The organism is Moorena sp. SIO3B2 (assembly GCF_010692525.1).
GTDB classification, from domain to species: domain Bacteria; phylum Cyanobacteriota; class Cyanobacteriia; order Cyanobacteriales; family Coleofasciculaceae; genus Moorena; species Moorena producens.
Map to the genome: position 1 here is coordinate 1 of NZ_JAAHHE010000485.1, position 3,999 is coordinate 3,999.

Genomic DNA, 3,999 nt, shown 5'->3' on the forward strand with positions numbered 1-3,999 from the left:
GTATACAAAGCCAATCCCGCCTCAAGTCGATGGCTCAGTTACTTGGCTATGAACTAGATGATACTTTGTTTGATCTGATCGAAATCTCAGGGGGTGATATCAAGTCCGGTTGAATACCCATCATAAAAAAGATGGATAGGGAGATGGGGAGATGGAGCCGGGGCTGATAAGTATAAGAAACGCTATATTGGCATAAGAAATACGATGAATGGGCAGTTTATGCCTGTGCAAAGTATAATTCCATATCGGGTTGATGATCATCTCAATCAACCCCTATAGCTTGACACTCCCCGCCCGCTTATGAGCGGGGATTCTTAGTTCTACGACACGCCTTGTCTTGATGCAGTCGCTCATGGGGGAAACCCCCAAGACCGCGCTGCATCGCTAAAATTAGCTATCCTGAAAGGCAATACTTAAGCCAAATACCCGTCTCGGAAAAACCAAGTATCGAGCCTAATTTAACTAACCCCAGTGGGCTTGTCTCCCTAAGCGTTGGGTGTTTCCCCGTTCCCGTGTGCCGGAGACGAAACCTTATCAGAGGGTCGCCTTTATGGTTAGTCGGCTATGCGTAAAAGGGTTAAAACTTGTTGATTAAGGCTCCACTCTTCTTACGGTAACTTCTAACCCCACGGTACGTTATATACTTTGAATTTGTTATTTTACTGGTTTTCGGTGTCCGTTAAGACCCATGCGTATAGCGAGGTTTTTCGCGCCTCGTGTACTAGCATCGCAAAACGATCGTTGTTCAATGGGGCAGTACCGACGAATCCTGCCTGTGCTAGGCTACACAATTAAATTAATTATACACTATTGCTTTGATTATTTCCGTAAAAGTCGCCCGCTTATGGGCGTTCGCGTAGCGTGGCCAAAGGCCAGGCTTGAACCCCAAAATTTTTGGTCAGCTTTCTATCCTCAACAGAGTTTGGGGAAAACAGAAAAGCGGGCTGATTACTCCCTCAAGACATAGTGGGATTATACTAACTACCCCAAATTTGCTCTAATACAGTTTCCGGTTTGATATCGGCAATCCGACCGGTAGGTGATTGAATACCGTATACCCCCTCCTTGGCAGGTAGTAGTTTTTTGGCCTCTGTCGGACCAAACAAGGCAATGGTAGGAGTACCAACAGCTACAGCTAAATGCATCGGTGCACTATCGGTACACAGCATCAAATTAGCACCAGCAATCATGGCTGCCAATTTACCAATATCTTCTGGAGCAGTAACAATGATGTCACGATGGTACTCGATCATAGCCTGGCACCATTCTGCATCCTCTGGCCCTTTTAGCAAGACAATGGGCAGATCTGGTTGTTTTTGGCGAATGTCCTCAACAATCTTCTGCCATTGCTCAACTGGGTAGATTTTATCAATTCCTTGGGACAGAGCGAGTTTACTAGAACCACCATGAATAAGAATGTAGCCAATTTCTGGAATCTCTAGCTGTTGCTGTTGAGCTTCTGCCCACTCAATATCTGATTTGGGAACTCTAACCGCGAGTTCTTGACAAGGAACGTTAATACCGAAACCTAGTAGTAAGTCGTGGTACATATGGGCAGCATACTGCTCAGTTTTTAGGGGCACAGGGTTGGTAAAAAACAAATCCCTTGAACCAGCTTGGTAACCAATTCGACGCACAATACCAGTCATCCAGAGCAACAGCCCAACTGACCACCGACGTCCCAGGGTCATCGCAGCATCGTACTCGCGATCGCGGATCACTCCCAACAAGTTACCAAAATCTGCGAGACCATTGCGGTCTTTAAAATCAAAGGTTAGAACTTCATCGACTGACTGACAAACCCGATAAGCCCCCTTGGCTCGCGGTTCCACAATAACGTCAATCTCAGCTTTGGGATAATACTGTTTTAGTTGTGAGAGGGTGGGAAAGAACAGGATTTGGTCGCCAATTCCACCAGGAACAAGGGCTAGTATTCTCATCTCAAATTACTTGAGCTTACGGATCAGTTTAATTTTAACTTGACGCTTGAACGACTAATTCTGAATTATATCCAGGGCATATTATCCTAAGCTCAGCCATGAAGCAGCAGCTAAGAGGTAGAATATCGTGCATTTATTAATTCCAGCAGCCGGAATGGGACGACGGATGGGGAGCGATCGCAATAAGCTTCTTTTAACACTTCTAGGTAAACCAATACTGGCTTGGACACTCCTAGCAGCAGAGAAAGCCAGTAGTATTAGCTGGATTGGGATCATGGGACAACCCTATGACTGGCCAGAGTTTAAAGCAATTCTAGCTGAACTTGCCCTATCTAAACCTGTGGAGTTGATTGAGGGGGGTGAAACGCGGCAAGAATCTGTCTATAATGGCTTGCAGGCTTTACCAGCAGAAGCCAAAAGGGTGTTGATTCACGATGGTGCTAGATGCTTAGCTAGCCCTGAGTTACTGGCACGGTGTGCCCAAGTCTTAATGGGTTGTCCCGGTCTAATTGCCGCTGTGCCAGTCAAGGATACGATTAAAGTGGTGGATGAAGCCAATCTTGTTCAAGATACACCCGATCGGAAGGGATTGTGGGCAGCACAGACACCCCAGGGATTTGAGGTGAAGTTGTTGAAACAGTGCCATGACCAAGGACGTGAGGCTGGCTGGGAAGTTACGGATGATGCCGCTTTGTTTGAACGGTGCAGCTTGCCAGTAAAGATTGTGGAAGGGGAGGAGACGAATTTGAAGGTAACTACCCCAGTTGATTTAGCGATCGCAGAATTTATCTTGCGCCAACGTTTTGAACTCAGTGGAACCGAATCTAGTTAATTAATTAACCATGATTAATCATAGTTTATGTTGCCCAAGGGAATGGAAAATTTCCACATACCAATAATGAAATTACTATGGAGATCCAACAACGCCACCCTTGGCCAGTCAATAGTGAAGAAGCCAAAGCAATTCAACAACAACTACAACCTGAAGTAATTTCTGAAGATCAGTTGGGGGAAGTGCAATATGTTGCTGGTGTGGATGTAGGTTTTGAGGAGGATGGCGCTATATCACAGGCAGCAGTAGCAGTTTTAAGCTTTCCCGACTTGCAGCTGAGGGAAAATGCGATCGCACGCAGACCCACTACCTTTCCTTATGTACCAGGTTTCCTATCATTCCGAGAAGTCCCTGTAGTACTGGATGCTTTGGAAAAAATTAGCATTATCCCTGACTTAATTTTGTGTGATGGTCAGGGCATTGCCCATCCTCGTCGCTTTGGTCTTGCCTGCCATCTGGGGGTACTGACAGATATTCCTACCATTGGTGTAGCTAAGTCCCGATTCATTGGTGATCATGAACAGTTGCCCGAAAACAAAGGTAATTGGCAACCGCTGAGGGATGATGGAGAAATCATTGGAGCCGTTGTGCGTACTCGGACTGGAGTTAAGCCAGTCTATGTTTCCATTGGTCATCGCATCAGCTTACCCACAGCAATTGATTATGTGTTGCGCTGCACATCTAAGTATCGATTGCCAGAAACAACTCGCTGGGCTGATCAACTAGCATCAAAGTGAAGTTAGAATTTAGAATTTAGAATTTAGAATTTAGAATTTAGAAGTTAGAAGTTAGAATTTAGAATTTAGAATTTAGAATTTAGAATTTAGAATTTAGAATTTAGAATTTAGAATTTAGAATTTCCCATCCTACATTCTGCCTTCTGCCTTCTGCCTTCTGCCTTCTGCCTTCTGCCTTCTGCCTTCTTCATTCTGCCTTCTGCCTTCTGCCTTCTTCATTCTGCCTTCTTCATTCTACATTCTACATTCTACATTCTACATTCTACATTCTACATTCTACATTCTTCATTCTTCATTCTACATTCTTCATTCTACATTCTACATTCTTCATTCTACATTCTACATTCTTCATTCTACATTCTACATTCTTCATTCTTCATTCTTCATTCTTCATTCTTCATTCTTCATTCTTCATTCTTCATTCTTCATTCTTCATTCTTCATTCTTCATTCTTCATTCTTCATTCTTCATTCTTCATTCTTCATTCTTC

Annotated in this window: 5 protein-coding genes; 4 read left to right on the top strand and 1 reads right to left on the bottom strand. The window is 44.1% G+C overall.

Going from position 1 to position 3,999, the window contains the following annotated elements:
* Nucleotides 1–2: 2 nt before the first annotated feature.
* Together F6K38_RS36675 and F6K38_RS36680 are read left to right on the top strand one after the other, a co-directional pair.
* Complete coding sequence (locus F6K38_RS36675) at nt 3–113, top strand: chlororespiratory reduction 6 domain-containing protein (RefSeq protein WP_287359944.1); 111 nt, start codon at nt 3–5, stop codon at nt 111–113.
* A 731-nt stretch (nt 114–844) separates the two neighbouring features.
* Nucleotides 845–967: a hypothetical protein gene (locus tag F6K38_RS36680; protein ID WP_287359941.1), complete on the top strand. Its 123-nt coding sequence runs from the start codon at nt 845–847 to the stop codon at nt 965–967.
* A 10-nt stretch (nt 968–977) separates the two neighbouring features.
* Here F6K38_RS36680 and F6K38_RS36685 read toward each other — a convergent pair whose 3' ends face one another.
* Nucleotides 978–1,940 carry a glycosyltransferase family 9 protein gene (locus F6K38_RS36685; protein ID WP_287359942.1) on the bottom strand — a complete coding sequence of 321 codons (963 nt, stop codon included), beginning with the start codon at nt 1,938–1,940 and terminating at the stop codon, nt 978–980.
* A 127-nt stretch (nt 1,941–2,067) separates the two neighbouring features.
* Here F6K38_RS36685 and ispD point away from each other — a divergent pair, with 127 nt between their 5' ends.
* Together ispD and nfi are read left to right on the top strand one after the other, a co-directional pair.
* On the top strand, nt 2,068–2,772 hold the full coding sequence (gene ispD / locus F6K38_RS36690) for a 2-C-methyl-D-erythritol 4-phosphate cytidylyltransferase (RefSeq protein WP_287251391.1): 705 nt from the start codon (nt 2,068–2,070) through the stop codon (nt 2,770–2,772).
* A 77-nt stretch (nt 2,773–2,849) separates the two neighbouring features.
* Nucleotides 2,850–3,509, top strand: coding sequence for a deoxyribonuclease V (gene nfi / locus F6K38_RS36695; RefSeq protein ID WP_287359943.1), 660 nt, complete (start codon nt 2,850–2,852; stop codon nt 3,507–3,509).
* Nucleotides 3,510–3,999: the final 490 nt, after the last annotated feature.